Origin of the sequence: Phenylobacterium sp. (assembly GCF_028290885.1) — a bacterium.
Taxonomy (GTDB): Bacteria; Pseudomonadota; Alphaproteobacteria; order Caulobacterales; family Caulobacteraceae; genus Phenylobacterium.
In genome coordinates, this window is record NZ_JAQGIZ010000026.1 from 1 (window position 1) to 23,488 (window position 23,488).

Genomic DNA, 23,488 nt, shown 5'->3' on the forward strand with positions numbered 1-23,488 from the left:
TTCTATAACGGCTAGCCGACGCTGCGTCGGTTGGGAGATAAAGCTCCCGCTGAAGGGGCCGCAGACGCTCGTCGTACTGCGGCTCCCACGGGAAATGGCCGTCGCGGTCGGAGATCACCAACTGGAAAGCCGCGATAGCGCCTCTCTCGGGCGTTAGGATTGCTGCAAAGTCCTCGGCCAGCCCCAGCCACGGGTTCTCAGGATCGTTGTCGTAAAGGCGACTGGTGTGCACTTCGCGCCAGATGAGGGGATGTTCGAACTCGCCGGGCCGCCAGGCCTCCTTATCTCGCATAACGAGCTTTCCTGCCTTGAGATCGTTGTAGATTTCATGGAAGAGCCCGTTGGCCGACGCCATTGGGACATCGAAAACCACCACCTCAGGCGCGCCCAACGAGGCGTGAAACCCGATCGTATAGGCCCAGGTCGGCGCGGACTGATAGTCGCCGACGTAGATCGCCGTCCAGCCATGGCGGCGAATACGCCGCTTCGTAGCCCAGCGATGGTAAGCCCGTTCCAACGCGTTTCGCATCGACGCCCCCTTTAGAAGAACAATAAGGGAACAAAGACCGCGCCGTCAATGGCCAAGCTTGCGCCGCGCCGACGCGGCGCCAACATGGGGGCCATGCCGTCGCGCGAGATGCTCTTCAACCTCTTGAAGCGCCCCACTGGCGATGGGGCCGAGGCCGCGTTCCGCCATGAGATCGTCGAGGAGCAGGCCGCCGCGCTGGGCCGGATGGCGCGCAAGGCGGAGGCGGCACTGGCGGCGCTTCGGGCCCACGAGGGCGAGGGGCGCGGCGAGGCGCTCAGGGCCGCGGCCGACGCGGTCTGGTGCTTCCTCGTCCAACGCGAGATCATGGGCCTGCGCGACCGCGCGCGCATCGTCGCCGACTACGACATCCCGCGCGAAGTGATGGCGCGGCTGGGCGCTCGCTGATCCGCCAGGCCCCCATTACATTTTGAAATAGCGCTGAAATATTGCTGCAAGTCCGACAACCAATGGTGGAGGTCTGATCGCGAAGGAGATCGGCGGATGCGTGCTCGGATCGTCGCCCTTTCCGGCCTCGCGGCCCTGTCCTTGAGCGTTGCGACCGTGGCGCAGGAGCGTCGCTTCGAGGTCACCGTCAGGCCGGTGAGCAGCCACCCGGACGCCGTCCAGAAGATCAGGGTCTCCAAGGCGACGATCGGCAGTTCGCGGATTGTGATCTGGAGCGGCGCGTCCGTCGATCCTGACTGCACGGAGCATCCTGGCTATACGCTGAACGTGGTCGAGCCGCCGGCGCACGGTGAGGTCAAGGTGATGGCGGAGCCGGTCTTCATGACCTTCCCGCCGAACAATCCGCGCGCAGTCTGCAATTACCGCAAGGTGCCGGCGCGACAGGCCTACTACACCGCCAATCCCGGCTACGTTGGACGCGACCGCGTGGTCCTGGAAGGCGCCACTGAGGACGGAACGATGCGCCACGTCACCATCGACGTCGAGGTGCGCAAGGCTGCGAACGGTTAGAGCGCGATCGCCGCGACGGTCGCCTCCAGCGCCCGGATCAGATCACGGGGCGCCAAGCGTAGCTGCAGCCCGCGCTGCCCGCCGTTGACGTAGGCCTGGGCCAGCGCCGCCGCAGCCGCGTCGATCACCGTGGGCAGGCGCTTCTTCTGGCCGAACGGGCTCACCCCGCCGACCCGGTAGCCGGTGATCCGTTCGGCGTCGGCCGGCGGGGCCATTTCAGCCGTCTTGGCGCCGAGGGCCTCGGCCAGCTTCTTCATCGAGACTTCGCGGTCGGAGGCCAGCAGGACGCAGGCCGGCCTGCCGTCCGCCTTGACGATCAGGGTCTTCAGCACCTCCGCAGGCGGCGCGCCAAGGGCCTGGGCCGCCTGCAAGCCGATGCGGTCGGCGTCCGGATCGTAGCCGTAGGTCGCCAGCGTGTAGGCGACGCCCGCGCGGTCGAGGGCGAGCGTGGCCGGCGTCGAACGGCTCACACCAGCCGCTTGCCCGCCTCGTCGATGATCGAGCCCAGGTCGCGGGCTTCCTCGGCCATGATCATCTCGTTGTGGGCCTTGCCCGAGGGGATCATCGGGAAGCAGTTTTCCTCCTTGGTCACCCGGCAGTCGAAGATCACCGGCTTCTTCACGGCGATCATCTCGCGGATCTTGTCGTCGAGCTCGTCGGGATGCTCGGCGCGGAAGCCGACGCCGCCATAGGCCTCGGCGAGCTTCACGAAGTCGGGCAGGCTGGCCGAATAGGAGTGCGAGTAGCGCTCGCCGTGCAGCAGCTGCTGCCACTGCCGGACCATCCCCATCCACTCGTTGTTCAAAATGAAGATCTTGATCGGCAGGTCGTGCTGCACGGCGGTCGACATCTCCTGCATGGTCATCTGCACGGACGCGTCGCCGGCGATGTCGATGACCAGGCTGTCGGGGTGGGCGATCTGCACGCCCACGGCGGCCGGCAGGCCGTAGCCCATGGTGCCGAGCCCGCCGGAGGTCATCCAGCGGTTGGGTTCTTCGAAGTGGAAGAACTGCGCCGCCCACATCTGATGCTGGCCAACCTCGGTGGTGATGTAGACGTCGTGGCCCCGGGTCAGCTCGTAGAGCCGCTGGACGGCGTGCTGCGGCTTGATCAGCTTGGCGTCGGGCCGGTAGCGGAAGCTGTCCCGGGCGCGCCAGACGTCGATCTGTTTCCACCAGTCTGCCATGGCGGCCTTGTCGGTCGCTAGGCTGCGCTGCTTCCAGACCGCGATCAGGTCCGCCAGCACCGAGCCCGCGTCGCCGACGATGCCGATGTCGGTGCGCACGTTCTTGCCGATCGAGGAGGCGTCGATGTCGATGTGGATCTTGCGCGAACCGGGCGCGAAGGCGTCGAGGCGGCCGGTCACCCGGTCGTCGAACCGTGCGCCGATGGCCACCATCACGTCGCAGTCGTGCATGGCGTTGTTGGCCTCGAACGAGCCGTGCATCCCCAGCATGCCGAGCCACTGCGGGTTCGAGGCCGGGAAGGCGCCCAGGCCCATCAGGGTCGAGGTGACCGGCGCGCCGGTCAGCGCGGCGAACTCGCGCAACAGCTTGGCGGCTTCCGGGCCGGCGTTGATCACGCCGCCGCCGGTGTACAGGATCGGCCGCCGCGCCTTGGCGATCATCGCGGCGGCCTCGGCGACGCGGCCCGGGTCGCCCTTGGTGCGGGGGCTGTAGTTGTGGACGTGCTTGACCTCGGCCGGGCCCTGATAGGCGCCCTTGGCGAACTGCACGTCCTGGGGGATGTCGATGACCACCGGGCCGGGCCGGCCTGAGGTGGCGATGTGGACGGCCTCGTGCAGGATGCGCGGCAGGTCGGCGACGTCCTTCACCAGGTAGTTGTGCTTGGTGCAGGGCCGGGTGATGCCGATGGTGTCGCATTCCTGGAAAGCGTCGGTGCCGATCAGGTGGGTGGCGACCTGGCCGGTGATGACGATCAGCGGGATGGAATCCATCAGGGCGTCGACGATGCCGGTCACCGCATTGGTGGCCCCGGGGCCGGAGGTGACGAGCACCACGCCGGGCTTGCCGGTGGAGCGCGCATAGCCCTCCGCGGCATGGGTCGCGCCCTGCTCGTGGCGCACCAGCACGTGCTTCAGCCGCGGCTCGGCGAAGAGGGCGTCGTAGATCGGCAGCACGGCGCCGCCCGGGTAGCCGAACAGCACGTCCACGCCCTGGTCGATGAGCGCTCGCACAACCATCTCCGCGCCGGAGAGGGTGACGGTGGCTTCGGCTTCGATCGTCGTCGGGTGGGCGGTCATGGGACGGGCTCGGGCTGAGACAATAAAAAAGGCCCGCGGGGGGCCTGGCAAAAGCGACCGTTGACGGGCTGACCGATGTCAGTCCGCGGCGGGCCGCCTTACGAGTACAAGGATGGTGCGCACGAGAATTCCTCGGAATTGCAGGATCAGGCGTTTCGCATGGCGCGCCTAGGCCGTCAAGCCGGGGTTCAACGCAAGAAACTGCCTCCACTGGCCGTCGGCGTCGATTTCGGTGAGGCGTGGCCAATCGGCCATCTGGTTGCGCATCCAGGTGGTCTGGCGCTTGGCGTAGCGGCGGGTTTCCTGCCGAGCCGCCGCCAGCGCCTCGGCCAGCGTCGCCTCGCCGCGCAGATGGGCGGCGAATTCTCGCACGCCGACCGCCTTCAGGGCCGGCAGGGCCGGGTCGAGGTCGCGGGCGACCAAGGCGCGGACTTCCTCCAGCGCGGCGGCCTCGACCATGCCGGCCAGGCGCGCGTCGCAGCGGGCGTAGAGGGCATCTCGGGGCGGCTCCAGGGCGGTGGCGCGCCAGGCGCCCTGGGCCAGCGCGGGCTCGCCGGTGGACTGCCAGTCGCTGAGCGGCGTGTCGGTGGCGGCGAACACCTCCCAGGCGCGGACCAGGCGCTGGCGGTCGCCGGGCGCGATGCGCAGCGCCGCGGCGGAGTCGTAGGCCGCCAGCCGGCCGCGGAAGGCGCTCTCGCCCATCATGTCGTAATCCGCCTGGGCCTGCCGGCGCACCTCGCCTGGAACCTGCGGGATTTCCGCCAGCCCCTGGGTCAAGGCCCGGAAGTAGAGCCCGGTGCCGCCGACCACGACGGCGGGACGCCCGCGCGCGGCGATATCATCCAGCACCCCGGTCGCCGCCCGCAGCCAGCGGCCGACCGACCAGCCGTCGGCGGCGTCGACGGTCCCGAACAGGTGGTGCGGCGCCTCGGCTTCCTCTTTCGGCGAGGGCCGGGCGGACAGCACGCGCAAGTCGCGGTAGAGCTGCATGGAGTCGGCGTTGACGATCTCAGCCCCCGTCGCCTGCGCCAGCCGGAGCGCCAGCGCCGACTTGCCGCTTGCCGTGGGTCCGGCGATCAGCCAGATGCGGGGCTTCATGGATCTCGTGCTCACCCTCGTCGCGCCCCCCAACGCCGGGGCTTTCTCGATCAACCTACGCGAAGTGTTCGCGAGCGTCGGCGCGCGCGGCAAGGAAAGTCGCAAGCTTTCGGCCGGGGAGGGCGCTGCGACTGACGTGATCCTGGAGGCCGACGACCTGTCCGCCGTGCGCGCAGCCCTGCAGGCGCCGATGGCCGGGCAGAGCCTCGACTGGTGCCTGCAGCCGCTGGCCGGACGCCGGAAGCGGCTGCTGGTCGCCGACATGGATTCCACCATCATCAACGTCGAGTGCCTGGACGAACTGGCCGACTTCGCGGGCCTGAAGGCCGAGATCTCGGCGATCACCGAGCGGGCCATGCGCGGGGAGCTCCCCTTCGAGGGCGCGCTTCGCGAACGGGTGGCGATGCTGAAGGGCCTGCCGGTCACCGCCCTGCAAGCCGCCTACGACGAGCGGGCTCGGCTTAACCCCGGGGCCCGGACGCTGGTCAGGACCATGGCGGCTAACGGCGCGCGCTGCGTGCTGGTCTCGGGCGGCTTCAACTTCTTCACCCAGCGGGTCGCGGCGGCCGCGGGCTTCCATGCCGAGCGGGCCAACACCCTGGGCGAGGCGGCGGGCGCGCTTACCGGCCTCGTCGGCGAACCGATCCTCGGGCGCGCGGCCAAGCTCGCCGCCCTGACCGAGGAAGCCGCGGCGCTGGGCATCCCGTTCGCGCAGACCCTGGCCGTCGGCGACGGGGCCAACGACCTGGCGATGATCGAGGCGGCCGGGCTGGGCGTCGCCTACCGCGCCAAGCCGATCGTGGCGGCGCAGGCCGACGCACGGATCGACCACGCCGACCTGACCGCGCTGCTCTACTTCCAGGGCTACGCCGAGGATGACTTCGTTCCAGACTGAAGCCGGCCTTGATTTTGCGCGAGGCCGCGACTCCGCTTAGTCGGCGCCATGAGCCTTCCCCGCCCATGACTCTTCCAAGGCAAGTGAAAGCCGTCGTCTTCGACATGGACGGCCTGCTGGTCGACACCGAGACGGTGATCTTCCGCGCCATGCAGCACGCCGCCGAGGGCATCGGCGGCGAATTCCCCTTCACCACCTTCCAGCGGATGGTCGGCCTGCAGGATGCGGCCAGCGACCAGATCGTGGTGGAACACTTCGGCGAGGGGTTCGACCTCGACGCGTGGTCGAAGGCCGTCCGCGCCCACGCCCACGAGCACATGGCGGCCGGCGTCGCCCTGAAGACCGGCGTGGTGGAAATCCTCGACTACCTGACCGCTGTCGGCCTGCCCTGCGCCATCGCCACCTCGTCCAGCCTGGCCGCGGTCCGGCGGAACCTCGGGCCGGACGACTTGATCGGCCGCTTCGCCGCCCTGATCACCAAGGACGTCCAGACCCGCGGCAAACCGCATCCCGAGCCCTATCTCAAGGCGGCCGAGGCCCTGCGTCTCGCGCCGGCCGACTGCCTGGCTCTGGAAGACAGTCACAACGGCGTCCGATCCGCGTCCTCGGCCGGGATGATGACCATCATGATCCCCGACATGCTCGATCCCACCGAGGAGATGCAGAGCCTGTGCGTGCGCATCGCCCGCGACCTGCACGAGGTCCGCGAACTCCTGGAGGCCCAGCGCCGCTAATACCTTCCCCCGGTACGGGGGAAATGTCGCCAATGCCGAAGGCGGGCGACAATGGGGGAGGTGACTTCTGCTGTTTGACTTCCCCCATCGACCCGCGACGCGAGAGCGTCTTGGGTCACTTCCCCCGTACCGGGGGAAGACCCCGTCCGTCCGCTGAACAGGGGGCAGACGTCAGCGCTTCGAGCCGCCCGGGCCCTGCTCGAAGTATTTGAAGAAGGCGCTGTCGGGGGAGAGCACCAGGGTCGCATCGCCCTGGCCGAGACCCGTCTCATAGGCCTGCATCGAGCGGTAGAAGGCTGCGAAGCTGGGGTCCTTGCCGTAGGCCTGGGCGAAGATGCGGGTGCGCAGGGCGTCGCCTTCGCCGCGGGTGGTCTCGCCGATCTGCTGAGCGTCGGCCAGGGTGATGGCGACTTCCTTGTCGGCCGTGGCCATGATCTCGCGCTTCTGCTGTTCGCCCTGGGCGCGGTACTGGGCCGCGATCTGCTGACGCTGGGTCTGCATGCGCCGATAGACGGAGGCCTGGTTGGCGGCCGGCAGATCCGCCCGCTTGATGCGGAAGTCGATCACCTCGATGCCCAGGCGCGATTCCTTGGCCCGGCGCGCCATGTCGGCGCGGGATTGCCGCATCAGCTGATCGCGCTGGCCGGAAATGATGTCCGACTGGTTGATCCGGCCCAGCACCTGGCGGAGCGACGAATTCACCAACCGCTCAAGGCGGTCCTGGGCGGTCCGCTCGTCGCGCAGCGTGCGGTAGTATTGCAGCGGATCGGAGATGCGGTAGCGCAGGAAGGCGTCCACCACGAGCTTCTGCTGGTCGGCGGAGGTGACTTCTTCCTGATCGGCTTCCATCGCGATGTTGCGGCGATCGAACTTGATCACGTTTTCGACGAACGGCTGCTTGAGGTTCAGCCCCGCGCCCGGCTGGCCCGGCGCGTGGATCACGCGCACCGGCTGGCCGAACCGCAGGACGATGGCCTGCTGGCGCTGTTCGACGACGAACAGGCTGTTGGCCAGGATCACCAACGCGACGAAGGCCAGGACGGCGTAGAGAATGAGCGGGTTGCGGTTCATTGGCTGGCTCCCCGCTGCGGCGCGACGGGTGCGGCCTGGCTGTCGGCCGGCGGCGGCGCGGCGGCGGCAGCCGGGCTCCTGGGCCGGAAGACGTCCGGCGGCAGGATGACCGGCGCGGTGAGGCCCTTGCCGGAGACGATCACCTTGTTGGAGCGGGCCAGAACCTTTTCCATGGTCTCCAGATAGAGCCTTTCGCGGGTCGCCTCCGGCGCGCGGCGGTATTCGCCGTAGATCGAGTTGAAGCGCGCGGCGTCGCCGGTGGCGGTGCGCACGGACTGCTCGCGATAGCCCTGGGCGGACTGGACGATCTTGGCGGCGTCGCCCTTGGCCTCGTTGACGACGCGGTTGCGGTACGCATTGGCCTCGTTGACGGCCGACGCGCGGTCCTGCTCGGCGCTCTGCACGTCGCGGAAGGCGGCAGCGGCCTCCTGTGGCGGGTTCACGCCTCGGATCTGCACCTCGACGATGCTGACGCCCGCGCCCCATTGGTCGAGCGTCTTCTGCATCAGATCGGCGGTCTGTTGCTGCACCTGGCCGCGGCCAGTGGTGAGGATGAGGTCGAGCGGGGTCTTGCCGACAACCTCGCGCATGGCGCTTTCGGCGACGCTCTTCACCGCGTCCTCCGGGTTGCGCGTCGCGAAGAGGTAGCGCGACGCGTCGGCCACCCGCCAGGTGACGCTGAAGTTCAGGTCGACGATGTTCTCGTCGCTGGTCAGCATCAGGCTTTCCTGCGGCACGTCGCTGTCGGCGGTCCCGCCGCCGCCGATGTCGAGGCGGTTCAGCGTGGTGATGGGCACCTTCTCCACGTCCTCGATGGGCTCGGGCAGGTGATAGCGCAGGCCCGGCGCCTCGGAGCGGGTATAGGCGCCGAAGGTGGTGACCACGGCCTCTTCGTTGGGCTGGACCACGTAGAGGCCGGACAGCGTCCACAGCGCGAACACCGCGCCGGCGATCGCCGCGATGGCGCCCGGGCGCACGCCGCCGCCCGGTCCGCCGCCGAACAGGCCGCGCAGACGCTGCCGCAGTAGCTCGACGCCGGCGCTCAGGTCAGGGCCCGGACCCCGCGGCCCGCGCGGACCGCCGCCGTTGCCGCCCGGGCGGCGCGAGGGCGGTTCCTTGCGCCCGCCGTCGTCGCCCGAGGGGGGTGAGCCCCAGGGGCCGGGATTCGCGTTGTCGTTCCAGGGCATCTGCCGGGTCGGTCTTTGCTTGAAGCTTTTGTTGTTGTCGATCCAGGCGCAGCAGGCGTGTAAACCCGCGCTGTCCGCACGGATATGAGACCCCAGCCGGGTCAAAGCAAGCGTAAGGCGTCATGAGCGACAAGCCCGCCTCAGATAGTTCGCCCGACCGCGCCGCCATCCTGGCCGCGCTGGACGCCGTGCGAGACCCCCGCTCGGGGCAGGGGCTGACGGCCGCGGGCCTGGTGCGGGGCCTCACCATCCGCGGCGCGCGGGCGGCCTTCATGCTGGAGGTCCCGGCCGCCGACACCGCGCTCTACGCGCCAGTGCGCGACGCCGCCGAGCGCGCCCTGGCCGCCGTGCCGGACGTGGCGGTCGCCCAGGTGGTGCTGACCGCGGAGATCGCCACTACGCCCGCTCTCAAGGTCACGCCGCGGCGCCCGCCCGCGCGGGTGCAGGAGGATCCGCAGGCGCGGCTGTCGCCAATGGCCGAGGCGGAGCGCCCGGCCTTCGTCGGCAAGGTGATCGCCATCGCCAGCGGCAAGGGCGGGGTGGGCAAGTCGACCGTGGCGGTGAACTTGGCCGCGGCCTTCGCGCATCTGGGCCTGCGCGCGGGCCTGCTCGACGCCGACATCTACGGTCCCTCGGCGCCCCACATGATGGGCATCAAGGAAGAGCCGATTTTCGACGAGGACAAGCGGCTGATCCCGCTGACGGCTTGGGGCGTGAAGGTGATGTCCATCGGCTTCATCGTCGAGGACGGGACCGCCAACATCTGGCGCGGGCCGATGGCCTCCTCGGCGCTGCGCACCCTGATCAACAGCGCCTGGGGGACGGCGGAGGCGCCGCTCGACGTGCTGATCGTCGACCTGCCGCCCGGCACCGGCGACATCCAGCTGACCCTGGTGCAGCGGATGCAGCTCGACGGCGTGGTGATCGTCTCGACCCCGCAGGAGATCGCGCTGATCGACGCGCGGCGCGCGGCCACCATGTTCCGCAAGACCGGCGCCTCGATCCTGGGCGTGGTGGAGAACATGGCCTGGTTCCCGGACCCCGCGACCGGCGCGCACATCCCGATCTTCGGCGAGGGCGGGGCGGCGCGGGAGGCCCAGGCTCTGGGCGCGCCGCTGCTGGGCCAGGTCCCGCTCGAGGTGGCGCTGCGTCAGGCCTGCGATGACGGGGCGCCGCTGGTCGCCACGGCGCCCGACAGCGCCGCGGCCCAGGTGTTCATCGAGATGGCGCGGCGCCTGCGCTGATCTACCGTGCAGGGGCGATGGTCTCGCCGGGTTCGCCCAGCACCTCCGTGGACGCCGCGTAGTTGCGGGACTCCAGTTCGTCCAAGGCGCTGCGGATCTCGCTCTGGCGCTTGGCGTCGAGCTTGTAGCCGATCAGGCAGGCCGAGCCGACGACGACCAGGATGATCGGGGCGAAGACGTAGCACATTTCCAGGCCGCGGATGGCCTCGGGGGTGTTGTGATAGCCCGGCTTGGCGATGAAGCCGACGGCGTCCAGGATCGGGTAGATGATGGTCACCGCCAGCGACGAACCGAGCTTCTGGGTCAGGGTCACCAGCGCGTAGAGCACCCCCGCCCGCTCCTGGCCGGTCTCCAGTCGCAGCTCGTCGGCCACGTCGGCCACCATGGCCCGGATCAGCACGATGAACGCCGAGCCGCAGAAGCCGACGCTGAACATGCTGACGAAGGTCGGCCAGAAGAGGCCTGCGGGCACCAGCATCAGGATGGTCTGGGTGATGGCGTAGCCGAGGCCGGCCAGCTGCACTGTCCGGTGCTTGCCGAGCCGCTGGGCGATGCGCGCCCAGAAGGGCGCCCCGAAGATGCCCGCCGCGCCATAGGGGATCAAAAGGAGGCTGACCGCGCCCAGGGCGAAGCCCTTCGACTCGTGGAAGAAGAACAGGTAGATCGGCGCGCTCGCGCCGGGGCCGAGGATCAGGAACAGGTCCGCCGCCAGGAGCCGGAACATCGACGGGTTGGTGACTACCGCCAAATAGTCTTTGAGCGTCGTCCGCTCCTTGGCGTTCACGGGCGGAACCCGCTCCGGCGCCGCCAGCAGCGCCGCGATGACACACACGGTGCTCACCACCATGATGATCCAGCCGATGGTCGGGATGCTGTCGGGGTCGGCCGGCTTGATCGCGCCGTGGGTCAGGATGGGCGTGGCCTGCAGCAAGGACGCGCCGAACACGCCCACGCCCAGCATCCAGCCGAACATCCGCGAGCGCTCGTGGTAGCTCCCGCTGATCGTGGCCGCCCAGGCCGAGTGCCCGAGCACCAGCATGGAATAGGCGACGTAGAGCAGGATGTACCACCCGAAGAGGTAGGTGGTGTCCACGTCGACCGGCGGATTGAACACCTTGTAGACCGCCAGCCACAGCACCGGCAGACCCGCCAGGAACCAGGGCCGGTAGCGGCCCATGGGCGTCCGGGTCTTGTCCATCAGCCAGCCCAGCGCCAGGTCCAGGCCCAGGTCGGCCAGCCGCAGCAGGCCGATGGTCGCGCCGATCGCCGTGAGCGTCACGCCCATCCGGCCGGCGTAGAACGGCGGCAGGTAGACGCTCAACATGCTGATCATCATGTAGGCGGGGATGCTGCCGAGCGAGAAGGCGAGCAGCCGCGGCAAGGGCAGCCGGCCGGGGGGCGCGGCGCTGGTGGAAGTCACTGACGTCTCCTCAAAATCAATAGGTCGCCCTCTGGTGGGGCGCTTAATGTAGACAGGAGAGCTTGCAGATCGCCGGGGCGCAAGGGCTTTCCGCCGGGGCAAGAGGTCACGGGCGCTGGGCGGCGACCTCCCCAGGGGCGCCGGAAACGCTCTCGACGATAGCGCTCTCGTCGTACAGGGCGTCGCGCGCGTCGAGCTCACGGCGGATCTGGGCGTGCCGCTCGGCGGAGAGCTTGTAGCCGATGAAGCAGGCGCCCCCGAGCATCACGAAGATGATCGGCCCGATGGCGTAGGCGAGCTCCAGGCCGCGAATCTGGCTGGGCCCGTTGACCGCGCCCTCCGTCGGGTTGTAGCCGACCACGCTCAGGACCCAGAACGTCAAGGTGATGGCGAAAGCGCTGGCCGCCTTGGTGGTGGCGCTGGTCAGCGCGTAGAGCAGGCCGATTTCCTGCCGACCCTTCTCCAGGCGGATCTCGTCGCCGATGTCGGCGGTGATCGAGCGGATCATGACGATGGTGCCGGCGGCGAGCGCGCCGGCCACGAACATGGCCGGCGCTGCGATGGCGACGTCGGCCTTCGGCGACAGGAAGATCACGATCAGCATCAGCGAATAGCCGGTGGTGGTGACCGCGAGCGCGCGATGCTTGTTGATGCGGTTGGCGAGCCAGGCCGTGGCCGGCGCGCCCAGCAGCCCGGCGGCGATGTAGATCACCAGCAGGCCGTTGGCTTCGGAGATCGAGAAGCCGCGGCTGTCCTTGAAGAAGAACAGGTAGAGCGCGCTCATCCACCCCGGACCGAGGATCACCAGGAAGTCGGCGGCGAGCAGCCTGATCACGTTCGGCCGGGCGAGCAGCGCGGCGTAGTCGGAGATCGCAAAACGGGGTGTCTCCGAGGTCTTCTTGAGCGGTTCGGGCGTGCGCAGGGCGGCCAGCGCGATGGTCAGGGGGACGAGGGCCACGAGGAACCAGCCGACCGCGCGGATGCCGTCCGCGTCGGCGCCGCCCCGCTGGGCGACGACGATGGGGATGACCAGGACGGCGATCGCGCCCAGGGCGCCGAGACCCGCCATCGCTCCGAAGATCCGTGAGCGCTGCTGGTAGCTGGCGGCTAGGGTCGACGCCCAGGCATTTCCGGACAGCAGCAGCATCGACATGCCGAGGTACATGATCAGCAGCCAGATCAGCAGGTACCCTGAGCTGACGCCCACGGGCGCCTCGAAGAGCATGTAGACCGCCAGCATCAGCACCGGCGCGCCCAGCAGCATCCACGGCCGGTAGCGGCCGATGCGCGTTCGGGTGCGGTCCATGCCGAGGCCTAGCGCCGGGTCCAGCGGGATGTCGATCAGCCGCACCAGCCCGAAGATGCCGCCGACCGTCAGGCCGAGCCCGAGGTGGCCGGCGAAGAAGCGCGGCACCTGCACCGCGACCGAGGTCTGCAGCGCCGCGAACGGCAGGTAGCAGCAGGCGAAGGTCAGGACCGAGAGGAGCGAAAGCTGCGCAGGCGCAGCACCCTTGGCTTGGGTCAACACCGTCCTCCTGTACGCCGAGCCTCTGACGAGCGCGATCAGGCGGAAAGCTTACGCGCACTCACCTCGGCGCGCGCAAGTGGATTCGGCGTAATGCGGGTCGCCGATCCGAGGCCTTCTTTTCCCGCAAAGCGGGAGAGGGGGACCGCTCGCCGAAGAGCGAGGGGTGGAGAGGGAAGGCTTCAGGCTCCGAGCCATGGGCCGGATACGGCAAGCGCCGCGCTGGCGGCTTGCCCTTCCTACCATCGGCTCGGAGCCCGGGGGGCCGATGGTCCCCCCTCCCGTGAACGGGAAGGGAAGGTCAGCCGCCCTGCATCTTGCGGAAGAACTTGCCGCTCTGCTCGCCGCCGGCCTGGTAGGCCTGCTGGACGGTGGGGTCGATGATCTTGGCCCAGTTGTCGCGGACCTCCTCGACCGAGAGCCCGCCTTCGCCGAGGTAGACGCCCTCGGTCTCGACGATGCGGGCGAGCGCGAATACGCCGGCGCCGGCGGTCAGGATGCAGCCGGTGGGCGCCTCCTCCGAGCAGAGGAACACCACGCCGGGGGTGACGTATTCGGGCTTCAGCCGCTCGAGGATCGCGGGCGGCATCAGGTTCTCGGTCATCCGGGTGGCGGCGACCGGGGCGATGGCGTTGACGTGGATATTGTTCTTCTGGCCTTCGAGCTTCAGCGTGTTCATGAAGCCGATGATGCCGAGCTTGGCCGCGCCGTAGTTCGACTGGCCGAAGTTGCCGTAGAGGCCGGACGAGGAGGTGGTGACCACGATCCGCCCGTAGTTCTGCTCGCGCATGATCTCCCAGACGGCCTTGGCGGGCTTCACCGTGCCCATCAGGTGGACGTCCAGCACGAACTCGAAGTCGGCGATCTCCATCTTGGAGAAGGTCTTGTCGCGCAGCACGCCGGCGTTGGCGACCAAGACGTCGATGCGCCCCCAGGCGTCCATCGCCTGCTTGACCATCAGGGCCACGCCGGCGTCGTCGGTGACCGACGAGCCGTTGGCGATCGCCTCGCCGCCCAGCGCCTTGATCTCCTCGACCACCTTGTGGGATGCCTCCGACCCGCCGCCGGCGCCGTCGACCGAACCGCCCAGGTCGTTGACCACCACCTTGGCGCCGCGCCGGGCCAGCTCCAGCGCGTGCTGGCGGCCGAGGCCGCCGCCCGAACCGGTGACGATGGCCACTTTGCCGTCGAAACGGATGTCCGCCATGGGGAAGTCCTCTCCTGGTAGCGCTGCTCGAAGTCGGCGGCCTTGTGCGGGGAGAGGGCGGGCGCGTCAAGCACCCCACCATCCGCTCATCCCGGCCTTCGCCGGTATGAGCGGATTGATATCCCTACCCCACCGCCGGCGGCCTTGCCTGGGCCTGCTGCTGCGTCCGCATGAACTTCACCAGCACGCGCTGACCGATCAGGAACGGCGAGCCGTCGGTGCCGACCACCACCTCGACCACGCGCTCATCGCTGCGTTCGGTGGGATCGTCGGACTGCAGCTTGCGGGCCCCGAAGACCGCCGCGCGGCGCAGCACCTTGCCGGGGACGACCTTGCTGGGATCGCTCTCGGGCGACAGTTGCACGGTCTGGCCTATGACCACGAAGGGCAGGGCGCTTTCGGAGATCTCGGCGCGGACGATGCGGTCGGCCTTGGGCTCCAGGTCGAACATGTTGGAGACGTTCAGCGTCGAGGCGCCCGCGCCGGGGTTGGCGTAGCGGCGCACGATGCGGCCGTCGGCCGGCGCCCGGATGATGGTCAATTCCTGATTGTAGCGGGCCTGGTTGTATTTGGCCTTGGAGGCGCCAATGGCGGCCTGCTGGGCTTCGATCGAGGCCTGCGCCTGGCGCACCGCGTCCTGCGCCTGGTCGATCTTCTGGCCAGCGACGAAGTTGGTGGCCACCAGCCCCTGCAGGCGTCCGAGTTCGCGCTTGGCCGTGGAGACCTGCACCTCCAGCACCGGGATCTGGGCCTGCGCCTGGCGCATGTCGGCGGCGGCGCTGTCCGCCTGCAGGCGGGGCTGTTCATCCTCGAGGCGCGCCAGCACCTGGCCCTTCACGACGGCGTCGCCTTCCTGCACCAGCACCTCCTTGATGACGCCGGAGGTGCGGGCGGCGACCTGGATCACCCCGCCTTCCACATCGGCCTTGCCGTTGGCCACCGCCACGAAGGGGCTCTTCGGCGCGCTGGCCGCGGCGGTCTTGGCCTCCTGATCCTTCTTGGCCTTGGCGTGGCTGGACATGAAGGCGCCGCCGCCCGCGAGCGCGATGACGAGGACGGCGACGATCCAGACGATGCGGTTGCGGGCGAAGGCGAGCATGGCTTTTTGGTCCTTAAGCCCCGGCGAAGGCCGGTTGGTGGCGGCTGTGGTCGGCGGCGGCTCCGGCGACGACGCGGCGGTCGTCGAGGATGCGTCCGTCCTCGATGTGGATGACGCGGTCGGCGTAGCTCTCCAGCCGCGGGTCGTGGGTGACGCAGACCACCGCCGCGCCGAATTGCTTGGCGGCCCGCTGCAGGAGCTTGATGACCACCTGGCCGTTCTCGCCGTCCAGCGCGCTGGTGGGCTCGTCGGCGAACAGCAGCTCAGGGTCCTTGGCGAGGGCGCGGGCGATGGCGACCCGCTGCTTCTCGCCGCCGGAGAGCTCGGAGGGGCGCTGGTTCATCCGCATCTCCAGGCCCACCTCGGTGAGGGCGACGGCGGCCTTGCGGCGCGCTTCGGAGGGCGAGAAGCCCTTGTATTTCAGAATTACCTCGACCTGCTGCCGGGCGGTCAGCGCCGGGAACAGGTTGAAGCCCTGGAAGATGAAGCCGCAGTGGTCGAGCCGGAAGCGGTCGATCTTGCCGGACTTGTAGCTCCACAGGTCCTCCCCCATCGCGCTGACCGAGCCCGCGTCGGGCTTCAGCAGGCCGGAGAGGCAGGCGACGAGCGTCGACTTGCCCGAGCCTGAGGGGCCCATGACCATGGTGACGTCGCCGTGCAGGGCCTCGAAGTCGACGGACTTCAGGACCTCGATGTGGGTGCGCCCGGTCTTGAACCGCTTCACCAGGCCCCTGGCGACGATCGCGGGTTGAGAGCTCATCGCAGCAGGTCCGCGGGCTGGCTTTTCTTCAGGATGCCCAGGGACAGCAGCCCCGAGGCGACGGAGATGACCAGCAGCAGGACGGTCACCGTGACGATCCAGGGCATCGGGAAGCCCATCGGCAGGCCGGCGTTCTTGCCCAGCAGGTAGACGCCGAAGGTGAACAGCGCCGTGGCCATCAGGCCCGCCAGCCCGACCCAGACGGAGAGCTCCAGCACGATCCACCGGAGCGAGCCCATGGAGACGCCCAGCGCGCGCAGGCTGGCGAATTCCTTGATGCTGGCGAGGATCGCCCCGCGCAGGGTCTGGGAGGTGATGCCGACCCCGATCAGGAAGCCCAGGAAGACGGAGAAGCCCAGGAAGACGCCGATGATCTGCTCCTTCATCAGCGCGCCCTCGTTGGCCTTGGCGAGCTCCTCGCGGGTCCAGGCCTTGTAGGCGCCCTTGGAGACGGCGTTGAGCTGGTCGCGGACCGCCTCGGCCTGCGAGGGGTCCTTGATGCGCACCATCAGGGGGCCGGTCTTGCCGTTCTTCTCGCCCATGCCGAGGATCCGCATGGTGTCGCGCGACACGATCACCGAGGCGTTGTTGATGTCGGGATAGCCGTCGAGGATCGCCCGGACGTAGACCGTGTGGCTGCCGAGCGTTGCCTTGTCGCCGAGCTTGACGCCCAGGCGGGCGAGCTGGCTGCGGTCGATGGCCACCGAGTAGGGCTCGAGCAGGGCGAGCCGCACGGAGTCCGGATAGTCGACCGGCAGGGTCAGCGCGCCGGGCCGGGTGTCGACCATGGTGACGTTGACGTAGGTCGTGACCTGCTTCTTGCCGGGCGGGGGGACGTTGGTCCAGCGGCCGCCGTTGCCGTCCCAGCTGGCGACTTCGACCACGTTCGGATTGAGGTAGATCAGCGGCTGGATGCGCTCGGGTATAGCGCCGCCGCCGGAGTTGATCAGGCTCTCCATCTTCGGCGAGAGGATCATGATGTTGGCGCGGCTGCGGTCGATGGTGGCGGTCGCGGCGTGGACGATGCCGGTGAACATCCCGACCTGCGCCAGGATCAACAGGCCTGAAAAGGCCAGCGCCACCACGGCCGCGGTGTAGCGCCTCCATTCGTAGAGCAGCGTGGCCAGAGCCAGCGACATCGCGGCGTCCCCTCGTTCAAGCGCGAATGTCCCGCAGGCGGCCGCGGGAGCCAGTTAAATCCCGGTAAGGGGAGGTCGGCCGGCCGGCCCGCGGAGCCGCGAAATGCGCTCAACCAGGAAGAGGCGCGAGGGGAAGCCGCCGGATGCGGCGGTCCCGATTAAACCTTTGTAATCCAGTCGCCCGCGGCGACTGGCCGCCTGGCAATCTTGCGCCCCGCCCGCTTCTGATCCTCTATCGGCGCGGGGGGCCGCCGGAATCGCGGCCGGTCGGGGTTGCCTTGAATGTTCCGTCTCGAGAATGCGCAGAGCCTGGTGGGCGTCGCCTTGGCTATCGGCATCTGCTGGGCCTTGTCGGAAGACCGCCGCCGGTTCCCCTGGAAGCTGGCGATCGGCGCGGTGGTGGTGCAGGCGCTGCTGGTGCTGGCGCTGTTCGGCCTGCCGGCGCTGCGCAGCGCTCTGCAGGGCGTCGGCCACGCGGTGGACGGGCTGTCGTCCTCGACACAGGCGGGCGTCGCCTTCGTGTTCGGCTTCCTGGCCGGGACGCCGAACCAGCCCTACGCGCTGACCGATCCGGGCTCGCTGTTCGTCTTCGCCTTCCGCGTGCTGCCGGTGATCCTGGTGGTCTGCGCGCTGGCGGCGCTCTTGTGGCACTGGCGGATCCTGAAGTGGATCACCCAGGGCTTCGGCGTGCTGTTCGAAAAGACTATGGGCCTGCGCGGGCCGCCGGCGCTCGCCACCGCCGCCACCATCTTCATGGGCCAGGTGGAGGGCCCGATCTTCATCCGCAGCTACCTGCCGAGCCTGTCGCGCTCCGAACTCTTCATGCTGATCGCCGTCGGCATGGCCTGCGTCTCCGGCTCGACCATGGTGGCCTATGCGACCATCCTGAAGGACGTGCTGCCGAACGCGGCCGCGCACGTGCTGACCGCCTCGATCATCTCCGCGCCGGCCGGTGTCCTGCTGGCCCGCATCCTGGTGCCGCGGATGCCGGAGATCGAGGTCTCCGAGCCGCTCGAACCGGCGGCGGACAAGGTCTACGAGAGCTCGGTGGACGCCCTGATCAAGGGCACCGGCGACGGGCTCGCCATCGTGCTCAACGTGGCCGCGACGCTGATCGTCTTCGTGGCGCTGGTGGCCATGGTCAATGGCATCCTGGGCCTGTTCGGCCAGGTCGGCGGCGGGCCGGTCTCGGTGGAGCGGATCCTGGGGATCGTCTTCGCGCCGCTCGCCTGGGCGCTGGGCATCCGCTGGGCCGACGCGCCGACCGCCGGCTCGCTGCTGGGCGTCAAGCTGGTGCTGACCGAGTTCACCGCCTTCATCCGCATGGGCGCGATGCCGACCGGCGCCATCGACGAGCGCACCCGCGTGATCATGACCTATGCGCTCTGCGGCTTCGCCAACATCGCCTCGGTGGGGATCAACGTCGCGGGTTATTCCGTTCTGGTGCCGGAGCGCCGGGCGGAGATCATGGGCATGGTTTGGAAGGCGATGATGGCGGGCTTCCTGGCCACCTGCCTGACCGCCTCGGTGGTTGGCGCCATGCCGAGCGAGCTGTTCGGCCATGAGCCCGCGCCCAAGGTCGCGCCGACGCCGGCGCCGGCCGCGGCCCCGGTGAAGCCATGAGGATTCCAAATCCATGAAGGTGTACGACGCCGCCATCGCCCCCAATCCGCGACGCGTCCGCTGGGTGATGGCCGAGAAGGGCGTCGCCGACATCGAGGTGGTGCCGGTCAGCATCCCGGAAGGCGAGCACAAGCGGCCGGACTACCTCGCCAAGGCGGGCCTGCCCAACCTGCCGATGCTGGAGATGGACGACGGCACGACGATCACCGAATCCATCGCCATCTGCCGCTATCTGGAGAGCCGCTATCCGGAGCCGAACCTGTTCGGCCGCGATCCCAAGGAGACCGCGGTGATCGAGATGTGGACGCGCCGCGCGGAGATGCTGGTCGCCACGCCGTTCATGCTGGGCGTGCGGCTCAGCCACCCGGGGTTCGCCGCGCTGGAAAGACCGGCGCCCGAGGTCGCGGCATGGAACCAGCAGAACGCTCTGGCGGCGCTGAACGTGCTCGATCGGCGCCTGGGCGAGGGCGAGTGGCTGGCCGCCGATCGCCTGACCATCGCCGACATCGTGGCCTTCATCGGCATCGACTTCGCCCGCATCGTGCGGCTAAGGCCACCGGAGGAGCTGACCCACGTCACCCGCTGGGCGGCGGCCATGCGCGAGCGGCCGGCAGCGAAGGCGTGAAGAGCGATCTTCAGTGCGAGGCGGGGCGGTTCCCGCTCTCGACCGCGCGCGGCTCTTCCCACGCCTCGGCGTCTTCCTCCGGCACCTCGCGGCGGACGTCGCCAAGCGCGCCGGTGAGCTTGTTCGCGACCTCGGCCACGTAGCGTCCCTGGAAGCGGGCGCCGGCGAGCTCGTTTTCGCTCGGCATCCGCTGGCCCTTGCCGCCGGTGATGGTGGTCGCGCCATAGGGTGCGCAGCCGGTGATCTCGTCGAGCGTCATCTGGCCTTCGAAGGAATAGGGCAGGCCGACCGTCACCATGCCGAAATGCAGGAGGTTGGTGAGGATCGAGAAGAGGGTGGTCTCCTGGCCGCCGTGCTGCGTCGCCGTGGAACTGAAGGCCGCGCCCACCTTGCCGTTGAGCGCGCCGGACATCCAAAGCCCGCCCGCCTGGTCCAGGAAGCTGGCCATCTGCGACGCCATCCGCCCAAAGCGCGTGCCGCAGCCCACGATGATCGCATCGTAGTCGGCGAGATCGTTGATCGTCGCGACAGGCGCGGCCTGGTCGAGCTTGTAGCCTGAGCTCCGCGCGACGTCGTCGGGGACAAGCTCCGGCACGCGCTTGATGTCGACCGTGGCCCCGGCGGAGCGTGCGCCCTCCGCCTCGGCCTGCGCCATGGCTTCGATGTGGCCGTAGGTGGAGTGGTAGAGGACGAGGACTTTCGACATGGCTGGCTCCCGGGGTTTGCCGAACAACCCGCAGCCTCGCCCAGTGTTTCCCTTCGCCGCCCGGCTGATTTCAGAGGGGAGCCTCAACCTCGTCCAGATAGGTCCAGGTGTCCGCCCCGTCGAAGCGGCGCACGCGGATCGCGGGCCAGTCGAGGCCGTCCATGATCCGCGCGTTGATCGCCATGCGTTCCTGGGCGCCGTCGAGGCTCTGCCAGTGGGTGGTGACGCCGCAGCTGCGGCAGCGGTGGAAGGCCAGCATGCGGTCGCCCCAGACGTAGGGCTGGGTCGAGCCCGGCTTCGGCAGGCCTACCTTTGCCGGCGAGTAATAGGCCCATCGCGCGCCCAGCCGGCGGCAGATGGAGCAGTTGCACTCCGTCACCGTCTCCGGCGGCTTCGGGGCTGTCAGGCGCACGGCCCCGCAGTGGCAGGCGGCCTCGATCATCGTTTCCTCCATACCCGCGGTATGGGGGACGAGGAGGAGGCTCGTGTCCAGTCCGGATATCCTACGGGCGAGGCGTGGTTTTCTTCAGCACCGAGGAGAAGCTCATCATCGGCTCGCCGCCGGCCGAGGCGTTGGAGATGATTCCGCGCACGAAGACCATGCTGCGGCCGGCCTTCACCACCTCGCCCGTGCATTCCACGAGGTCGCCCGCGCGCGCGGTGCCCACCAGCTCGCCGTTGAAGGTGGCGGTGACCGTGGGGACGCCATGGATCGCCGGGCGGGCGATGACGAAGAGGGCGAAGTCGGCGAAGCTCATGGCGCAACCGCCGTGCATGAAGCCGCCGCCGTTCATGTGCTTGCGCTCGGCCCGGAAGGCGCAGACCGGCCGCGCGTCTCGCTCACGGAAGTAGAACGGCCCCACCAGGTCCTCGAACGGATCGCCGCTCGGATACCAGGACCAGCCCGTCCACTCGCCCTCGGTCACCGTCTCCAGCTTGGAGGTGTAGTTGGTCTCCAGGTCGCCGCCGTCCATCTGTCCTCCAGGCCGCGGCCGAAGCGTTTGCCCCGGGCGGTTTCAAACACTAGTTTGCCGGCTCGCCACAAGCCATCCGGGTCCAGCATGAAGCGCGCCGCCATCGTCTCTCCCATCCGCACCGGCGTCGGGAAGTATCTCGGCGCGCTCTCGGACATGACGGCCGGGGAACTGGGGGCCGTGGTCCTGAAGGCGCTTGTCGAGCGCACGGGCGTCGATCCCGCGAAGATCGACGACGTGATCTTCGCCCAGGGCTACGCCTCCGGCGAGGCGCCCTGCATCGCCCGCTGGTCGGCGCTGGCGGCGGGCCTGCCGATCGAGGTCCCGGGATACCAGCTCGACCGCCGCTGCGGCTCGGGACTGCAGGCGGTGGTCGACGCGGCCATGATGGTGCAGACCGGCGTGGCCGACGTCGTGGTCGCCGGCGGCGTCGAGAGCATGAGCAACGTCGAGTACTACACCACCGACATGCGTAAAGGCGCCCGCGCGGGCTCGGTCACCTTGCACGACCGCCTGGTCCGCGGCCGGATGATGAGCCAGCCGATCGATCGGTTCGGGATCATCTCCGGCATGATCGAGACCGCCGACAACCTGGCCCGCGACTACCAGATCAGCCGCGAGGCCAGCGACGAGTACGCGGCGATGAGCCATCAGCGCGCGGCCAAGGCGTGGGCCGAGGGCAAGTTCGACGACGAGGTCGTGCCCGTCGCCGTGCCGCAGAAGAAGGGCGACCCGATCGTCTTCCGCCAGGACGAGGGCGTCCGCGCCGACGCCACGCCGGAAAGCCTGTCCAAGCTGAGGCCGATCGAGAAGGACGGCGTGGTCACCGCCGGCAACGCCAGCCAGCAGAACGACGCGGCCGCCGCCTGTCTGGTCGTCGCCGAGGACAAGCTCGAGGAGTTGGGGCTGGAGCCGATGGGCTGGTTCGTCAGCTGGGCCGCCGCCGGCTGCGATCCCTCGCGCATGGGCATCGGCCCGGTGCCGGCGGTGAAGCGGCTCTTCGAGCGCACCGGCCTTTCGTGGGACGACATCGACCTCGTGGAGCTGAACGAGGCCTTCGCCCCGCAGGTGCTGGCCGTGCTGAAGGGCTGGGGCTGGGAGGACCGCGAGCGGCTGAACGTGAACGGCTCCGGCATCAGCCTCGGCCACCCGATCGGCGCCACCGGCGGGCGGATCCTGGCCAACCTGCTGCGAGAGCTGAAGCGGCGCGACGGCAGGTACGGGCTGGAGACGATGTGCATCGGCGGCGGCCAGGGCATCGCCGCCGTCTTCGAGCGCGCCTGAGCGGCGAGGGAGCGACCTTGGCGCTGGATCTGGAAACCCGCGAGCAGTTGCTCGACACCGTTCGCCGGTTCGTCTCCGAACGGCTGCGTCCGCTGGAGGCCAAGGTCGCCGAGGAGGACGCCATGCCGCCCGAGGTCGTCGAGGAGATGAAGGGCCTCGGACTCTTCGGCCTCTCGATCCCCGAGGAATACGGCGGCCTCGACCTGTCCATGGAGGACGAGTGCCTGGTGGCCGTCGAGCTCGGCCGCACCAGCCCGGCGTTCCGCTCGACCTTCGGCACCAACGTCGGCATCGGCAGCCAGGGGCTGGTGATGTTCGGGACCGATGCGCAGAAGCAGAAGTACCTGCCGGGCATCGCGTCAGGCGAGATCATCACCTCCTTCGCGCTGACCGAGCCCGAGGCCGGCTCCGACAGCGCCAACGTCCAGACCCGCGCCATCCGCGACGGCGACCACTACGTGCTGAACGGCTCCAAGCGGTTCATCACCAACGCCAACAAGGCCGATCTCTTCACGGTGATGGCCAGGAGCGATCCGGAGAAGAAGGGCGCCGCGGGCGTCTCGGCCTTCCTGGTGGAGCGCAACCTGCCCGGCCTCAGCGTCGGCAAGCCTGAGAAGAAGATGGGCCAGCAGGGCGCCCACATCTGCGACGTGATCTTCGACAACGTCCGGGTGCCGGTGGAAAACCGGCTGGGCCAGGAAGGCGAGGGCTTCAAGGTCGCCATGCAGGTGCTGGATCGTGGCCGTCTGCACATCTCGGCGGTGTGCGTGGGCGTGGCCGAGCGGCTGATCAAGGACAGCGTCGAATACATGAGCGAGCGCAAGCAGTTCGGCCAGGCGCTCAGCCAGTTCCAGCTGCTGCAGGGGATGATCGCGGATTCGAAGACCGAGAGCCTGGCCGCCAAGGCGTTGACCCTGGAGACCGCCCGCAAGCGCGACGCCGGTCAGAGCGTCACCATGGAGGCAGCCGCGGCCAAGTACTTCGCCTCCGAGATGGTGGGCCGCGTCGCCGACCGGGCGGTGCAGATCTTCGGCGGCGCGGGTTATGTCGCCGACCACGGCATCGAGCGGCTCTACCGCGACGTGCGGATCTTCCGCATCTACGAGGGCACCAGCCAGATCCAGCAGGTG

24 protein-coding genes are annotated in these 23,488 nt (G+C 69.1%); 9 read left to right on the plus strand and 15 right to left on the minus strand.

All coding sequences use genetic code 11. The features are described from left to right. Window positions 1–529 (minus strand): DUF4262 domain-containing protein (locus JWP28_RS01900; RefSeq protein ID WP_299539378.1); only part of this gene is annotated, 529 nt, incomplete at its 3' end. A 48-nt stretch (window positions 530–577) separates the two neighbouring features. Here JWP28_RS01900 and JWP28_RS01905 point away from each other — a divergent pair. After that, complete coding sequence (locus tag JWP28_RS01905) at window positions 578–934, plus strand: DUF6665 family protein (RefSeq protein WP_299539381.1); 357 nt, start codon at window positions 578–580, stop codon at window positions 932–934. A gap of 96 nt (window positions 935–1,030) precedes the next feature. Then, entirely contained in the window at window positions 1,031–1,504 is a 474-nt protein-coding gene (locus JWP28_RS01910) for a hypothetical protein (protein ID WP_299539383.1), read from the plus strand. Here JWP28_RS01910 and ybaK read toward each other — a convergent pair. The 3 genes from ybaK to miaA form a co-directional block, all read right to left on the minus strand. Beyond that, the gene (gene ybaK, locus JWP28_RS01915) at window positions 1,501–1,974 is read right to left on the minus strand and encodes a Cys-tRNA(Pro) deacylase (protein ID WP_299539385.1); all 474 of its coding nucleotides are present in this window, start codon (window positions 1,972–1,974) and stop codon (window positions 1,501–1,503) included. The two genes, JWP28_RS01910 and ybaK, sit on opposite strands and share 4 nt — an antisense overlap. Then, window positions 1,971–3,767, minus strand: coding sequence for an acetolactate synthase 3 large subunit (locus JWP28_RS01920; protein ID WP_299539387.1), 1,797 nt, complete (start codon window positions 3,765–3,767; stop codon window positions 1,971–1,973). The genes ybaK and JWP28_RS01920 overlap by 4 nt, the downstream gene beginning before the upstream one ends. Window positions 3,768–3,935: 168 nt before the next feature. Next, the gene (gene miaA, locus JWP28_RS01925) at window positions 3,936–4,865 is read right to left on the minus strand and encodes a tRNA (adenosine(37)-N6)-dimethylallyltransferase MiaA (RefSeq protein WP_299539389.1); all 930 of its coding nucleotides are present in this window, start codon (window positions 4,863–4,865) and stop codon (window positions 3,936–3,938) included. Between miaA and serB the strand changes: the two genes are divergently transcribed. Together serB and JWP28_RS01935 are read left to right on the plus strand one after the other, a co-directional pair. Then, on the plus strand, window positions 4,864–5,760 hold the full coding sequence (gene serB / locus JWP28_RS01930) for a phosphoserine phosphatase SerB (RefSeq protein WP_366143778.1): 897 nt from the start codon (window positions 4,864–4,866) through the stop codon (window positions 5,758–5,760). The genes miaA and serB overlap by 2 nt on opposite strands. A gap of 65 nt (window positions 5,761–5,825) precedes the next feature. Continuing rightward, window positions 5,826–6,494 (plus strand): HAD family phosphatase, encoded by a 669-nt coding sequence (locus tag JWP28_RS01935; protein WP_299539391.1) that lies wholly within the window; start codon window positions 5,826–5,828, stop codon window positions 6,492–6,494. Window positions 6,495–6,665: 171 nt separating this feature from the next. Here JWP28_RS01935 and hflC read toward each other — a convergent pair whose 3' ends face one another. Next, entirely contained in the window at window positions 6,666–7,565 is a 900-nt protein-coding gene (gene hflC / locus JWP28_RS01940) for a protease modulator HflC (protein ID WP_299539393.1), read from the minus strand. Beyond that, window positions 7,562–8,752, minus strand: a complete 1,191-nt coding sequence (gene hflK, locus JWP28_RS01945; protein WP_299539396.1) for an FtsH protease activity modulator HflK — start codon at window positions 8,750–8,752, stop codon at window positions 7,562–7,564. Before hflK ends, hflC begins: the two co-directional genes overlap by 4 nt. A gap of 122 nt (window positions 8,753–8,874) precedes the next feature. Here hflK and JWP28_RS01950 point away from each other — a divergent pair, with 122 nt between their 5' ends. Continuing rightward, on the plus strand, window positions 8,875–9,996 hold the full coding sequence (locus JWP28_RS01950; protein WP_299539398.1) for an Mrp/NBP35 family ATP-binding protein: 1,122 nt from the start codon (window positions 8,875–8,877) through the stop codon (window positions 9,994–9,996). Window position 9,997: 1 nt separating this feature from the next. On the opposite strand, the gene JWP28_RS01955 is transcribed toward JWP28_RS01950, so the two are convergent. The 6 genes from JWP28_RS01955 to JWP28_RS01980 form a co-directional block, all read right to left on the minus strand. Next, the gene (locus JWP28_RS01955) at window positions 9,998–11,416 is read right to left on the minus strand and encodes an MFS transporter (protein ID WP_299539399.1); all 1,419 of its coding nucleotides are present in this window, start codon (window positions 11,414–11,416) and stop codon (window positions 9,998–10,000) included. Between the two features lie 106 nt (window positions 11,417–11,522). Further along, entirely contained in the window at window positions 11,523–12,941 is a 1,419-nt protein-coding gene (locus tag JWP28_RS01960) for an MFS transporter (protein ID WP_299539402.1), read from the minus strand. A gap of 301 nt (window positions 12,942–13,242) precedes the next feature. Next, on the minus strand, window positions 13,243–14,148 hold the full coding sequence (locus JWP28_RS01965) for an SDR family NAD(P)-dependent oxidoreductase (RefSeq protein ID WP_299539405.1): 906 nt from the start codon (window positions 14,146–14,148) through the stop codon (window positions 13,243–13,245). Window positions 14,149–14,272: 124 nt separating this feature from the next. Continuing rightward, entirely contained in the window at window positions 14,273–15,247 is a 975-nt protein-coding gene (locus JWP28_RS01970; protein WP_299539408.1) for an HlyD family efflux transporter periplasmic adaptor subunit, read from the minus strand. A 13-nt stretch (window positions 15,248–15,260) separates the two neighbouring features. Next, window positions 15,261–16,007: an ABC transporter ATP-binding protein gene (locus JWP28_RS01975; RefSeq protein ID WP_299539410.1), complete on the minus strand. Its 747-nt coding sequence runs from the start codon at window positions 16,005–16,007 to the stop codon at window positions 15,261–15,263. Continuing rightward, window positions 16,004–17,146, minus strand: coding sequence for an ABC transporter permease (locus JWP28_RS01980; protein WP_299539412.1), 1,143 nt, complete (start codon window positions 17,144–17,146; stop codon window positions 16,004–16,006). The genes JWP28_RS01975 and JWP28_RS01980 overlap by 4 nt, the downstream gene beginning before the upstream one ends. A gap of 282 nt (window positions 17,147–17,428) precedes the next feature. On the opposite strand from JWP28_RS01980, the gene JWP28_RS01985 reads away from it, so the two are divergent. Beyond that, entirely contained in the window at window positions 17,429–18,769 is a 1,341-nt protein-coding gene (locus tag JWP28_RS01985) for a nucleoside transporter C-terminal domain-containing protein (RefSeq protein WP_299539414.1), read from the plus strand. Window positions 18,770–18,782: 13 nt separating this feature from the next. Further along, window positions 18,783–19,394: a glutathione S-transferase family protein gene (locus tag JWP28_RS01990; protein WP_299539416.1), complete on the plus strand. Its 612-nt coding sequence runs from the start codon at window positions 18,783–18,785 to the stop codon at window positions 19,392–19,394. Between the two features lie 10 nt (window positions 19,395–19,404). Here JWP28_RS01990 and wrbA read toward each other — a convergent pair whose 3' ends face one another. The 3 genes from wrbA to JWP28_RS02005 all read right to left on the minus strand — a co-directional run bounded on the left by wrbA (window position 19,405) and on the right by JWP28_RS02005 (window position 21,074). Continuing rightward, window positions 19,405–20,100 carry an NAD(P)H:quinone oxidoreductase gene (gene wrbA, locus JWP28_RS01995; protein WP_299539418.1) on the minus strand — a complete coding sequence of 232 codons (696 nt, stop codon included), beginning with the start codon at window positions 20,098–20,100 and terminating at the stop codon, window positions 19,405–19,407. A gap of 70 nt (window positions 20,101–20,170) precedes the next feature. After that, window positions 20,171–20,542: a GFA family protein gene (locus JWP28_RS02000; RefSeq protein WP_299539420.1), complete on the minus strand. Its 372-nt coding sequence runs from the start codon at window positions 20,540–20,542 to the stop codon at window positions 20,171–20,173. Between the two features lie 61 nt (window positions 20,543–20,603). After that, complete coding sequence (locus JWP28_RS02005; protein ID WP_299539422.1) at window positions 20,604–21,074, minus strand: PaaI family thioesterase; 471 nt, start codon at window positions 21,072–21,074, stop codon at window positions 20,604–20,606. An 87-nt stretch (window positions 21,075–21,161) separates the two neighbouring features. Here JWP28_RS02005 and JWP28_RS02010 point away from each other — a divergent pair, with 87 nt between their 5' ends. Together JWP28_RS02010 and JWP28_RS02015 are read left to right on the plus strand one after the other, a co-directional pair. After that, window positions 21,162–22,358 (plus strand): acetyl-CoA C-acetyltransferase, encoded by a 1,197-nt coding sequence (locus JWP28_RS02010; protein WP_299539424.1) that lies wholly within the window; start codon window positions 21,162–21,164, stop codon window positions 22,356–22,358. Window positions 22,359–22,375: 17 nt separating this feature from the next. Next, window positions 22,376–23,488 (plus strand): acyl-CoA dehydrogenase family protein (locus tag JWP28_RS02015; protein WP_299539426.1); only part of this gene is annotated, 1,113 nt, incomplete at its 3' end.

What these genes read in the sequence shown, in the direction of transcription:
- JWP28_RS01970 (WP_299539408.1), bottom strand. Translation starts at nt 15,247, where the DNA reads ATGCTCGCCTTCGCCCGCAACCGCATCGTCTGGATCGTCGCCGTCCTC.
- JWP28_RS01985 (WP_299539414.1), top strand. Translation starts at nt 17,429, where the DNA reads ATGTTCCGTCTCGAGAATGCGCAGAGCCTGGTGGGCGTCGCCTTGGCT.
- JWP28_RS01910 (WP_299539383.1), top strand. Translation starts at nt 1,031, where the DNA reads ATGCGTGCTCGGATCGTCGCCCTTTCCGGCCTCGCGGCCCTGTCCTTG.
- wrbA (WP_299539418.1), bottom strand. Translation starts at nt 20,100, where the DNA reads ATGTCGAAAGTCCTCGTCCTCTACCACTCCACCTACGGCCACATCGAA.
- JWP28_RS01935 (WP_299539391.1), top strand. Translation starts at nt 5,826, where the DNA reads ATGACTCTTCCAAGGCAAGTGAAAGCCGTCGTCTTCGACATGGACGGC.
- JWP28_RS01980 (WP_299539412.1), bottom strand. Translation starts at nt 17,146, where the DNA reads ATGTCGCTGGCTCTGGCCACGCTGCTCTACGAATGGAGGCGCTACACC.
- JWP28_RS01950 (WP_299539398.1), top strand. Translation starts at nt 8,875, where the DNA reads ATGAGCGACAAGCCCGCCTCAGATAGTTCGCCCGACCGCGCCGCCATC.
- hflK (WP_299539396.1), bottom strand. Translation starts at nt 8,752, where the DNA reads ATGCCCTGGAACGACAACGCGAATCCCGGCCCCTGGGGCTCACCCCCC.
- miaA (WP_299539389.1), bottom strand. Translation starts at nt 4,865, where the DNA reads ATGAAGCCCCGCATCTGGCTGATCGCCGGACCCACGGCAAGCGGCAAG.
- JWP28_RS02005 (WP_299539422.1), bottom strand. Translation starts at nt 21,074, where the DNA reads ATGGACGGCGGCGACCTGGAGACCAACTACACCTCCAAGCTGGAGACG.
- JWP28_RS02000 (WP_299539420.1), bottom strand. Translation starts at nt 20,542, where the DNA reads ATGATCGAGGCCGCCTGCCACTGCGGGGCCGTGCGCCTGACAGCCCCG.
- serB (WP_366143778.1), top strand. Translation starts at nt 4,864, where the DNA reads ATGGATCTCGTGCTCACCCTCGTCGCGCCCCCCAACGCCGGGGCTTTC.
- JWP28_RS01920 (WP_299539387.1), bottom strand. Translation starts at nt 3,767, where the DNA reads ATGACCGCCCACCCGACGACGATCGAAGCCGAAGCCACCGTCACCCTC.
- JWP28_RS01965 (WP_299539405.1), bottom strand. Translation starts at nt 14,148, where the DNA reads ATGGCGGACATCCGTTTCGACGGCAAAGTGGCCATCGTCACCGGTTCG.
- JWP28_RS02010 (WP_299539424.1), top strand. Translation starts at nt 21,162, where the DNA reads ATGAAGCGCGCCGCCATCGTCTCTCCCATCCGCACCGGCGTCGGGAAG.
- JWP28_RS01975 (WP_299539410.1), bottom strand. Translation starts at nt 16,007, where the DNA reads ATGAGCTCTCAACCCGCGATCGTCGCCAGGGGCCTGGTGAAGCGGTTC.
- JWP28_RS01905 (WP_299539381.1), top strand. Translation starts at nt 578, where the DNA reads ATGGCCAAGCTTGCGCCGCGCCGACGCGGCGCCAACATGGGGGCCATG.
- JWP28_RS01990 (WP_299539416.1), top strand. Translation starts at nt 18,783, where the DNA reads ATGAAGGTGTACGACGCCGCCATCGCCCCCAATCCGCGACGCGTCCGC.
- hflC (WP_299539393.1), bottom strand. Translation starts at nt 7,565, where the DNA reads ATGAACCGCAACCCGCTCATTCTCTACGCCGTCCTGGCCTTCGTCGCG.